Genomic DNA, 1047 nt, shown 5'->3' with positions numbered 1-1047 from the left:
GAGCCTCCGCTCCGGCATGGGCGGCGAGGACCGCGACTGGTACGTGTACATGGACCAGCCCGACATGGCCGACGCCACCGCCGTGCGGCCCTCGATCCCCAAGACCCCCGGCGCGCGCGGCTCCAAGTCGACCTAGGCGGTTTTTTCGGATCATCTCGCTGACCAGATGAAGATGGCTGCGAGGTGGAGTCCGGCGCGGTAGATGGTGGCGGTCTTGTCATACCGAGTGGCCAGGCAGCGCCACTGCTTGAGCTTGTTGATGCACCGCTCAACGGTGTTCCGCTGCTTGTAGGCCTCACGGTCGAAGGTCGGCGGGCGGCCGCCGCGGCGGCCGAGCCGCTTGCGGTTGGCGGCTTGGTCGGCGGGCTGCGGGATTACGGCCCGGATCCCACGCCGCCGTAGATGCCGCCGGATCGCCCGGGAGGAATAGGCCTTGTCGGCCAGGATCACATCCGGGGTGACTCGGGGGCGGCCGATCGGCCGGGGCACCCGTAAGCGTGCCACCGGCTCGAATGCGGGTGCGTCACCGGCTTGCCCAGGCGTGATGACGAAGGCCAGCGGAGGGCAACGGCCGTCGGCGGCGACTGAATCTTGGTGGTCAGTCCGCCGCGGGATCGTCCGAGGGCATGGTCGGCCGGCTCGCCTGCCGGGGCCCCTTTTGACAGGCCCCGGCGGCGTGCTGATGAGCCCGCACGATCGCCGACACCCAGTCCAAGAGCAACCAGCGCGCCACCCACGCCTGACCCCTCCCACCGGAGGCCCCCATGAGCAGCACCGACCGCGACGTCGACCACGCTCTCGCCTACCCCGAGCCGCCCGCCTCCCCGCTGTGGCACCGCCACGGCCGCGTGCAGGCCCGGCCCCTCACCGACGCAGAGAAGAAGCGCAACCGCGAGCTCCTGGTGCTCGCGCAGCACCCCGCTCCCCTCGCCCTACCGAGATCCTGGCGGCGGCTTCCCAATAGAGAAGTCAAGGTCGGGATCCGTCCTGAACACAGGCCGTCTAGCTGCGTTGTCATGGCAAGCTTCCTCGTCGAAGGAAGGGAGA

General features: G+C 69.8%; 1 protein-coding gene and 1 pseudogene. One reads left to right on the top strand and one right to left on the bottom strand.

The window, feature by feature from the left end:
- Nucleotides 1-150: 150 nt before the first annotated feature.
- Nucleotides 151-623: pseudogene (locus IH80_RS43385) on the bottom strand (IS5 family transposase); the annotation flags it as partial.
- Between the two features lie 141 nt (nt 624-764).
- On the opposite strand from IH80_RS43385, the gene IH80_RS46745 reads away from it, so the two are divergent.
- Nucleotides 765-1047 (top strand): hypothetical protein (locus IH80_RS46745; RefSeq protein WP_037882396.1); only part of this gene is annotated, 283 nt, incomplete at its 3' end.

The organism is Streptomyces sp. NRRL S-378, assembly GCF_000720645.1.
In the GTDB taxonomy this organism is placed as follows: Bacteria; Actinomycetota; Actinomycetes; order Streptomycetales; family Streptomycetaceae; genus Streptomyces.
This window is presented reverse-complemented; position numbering and strand designations above follow the sequence as displayed.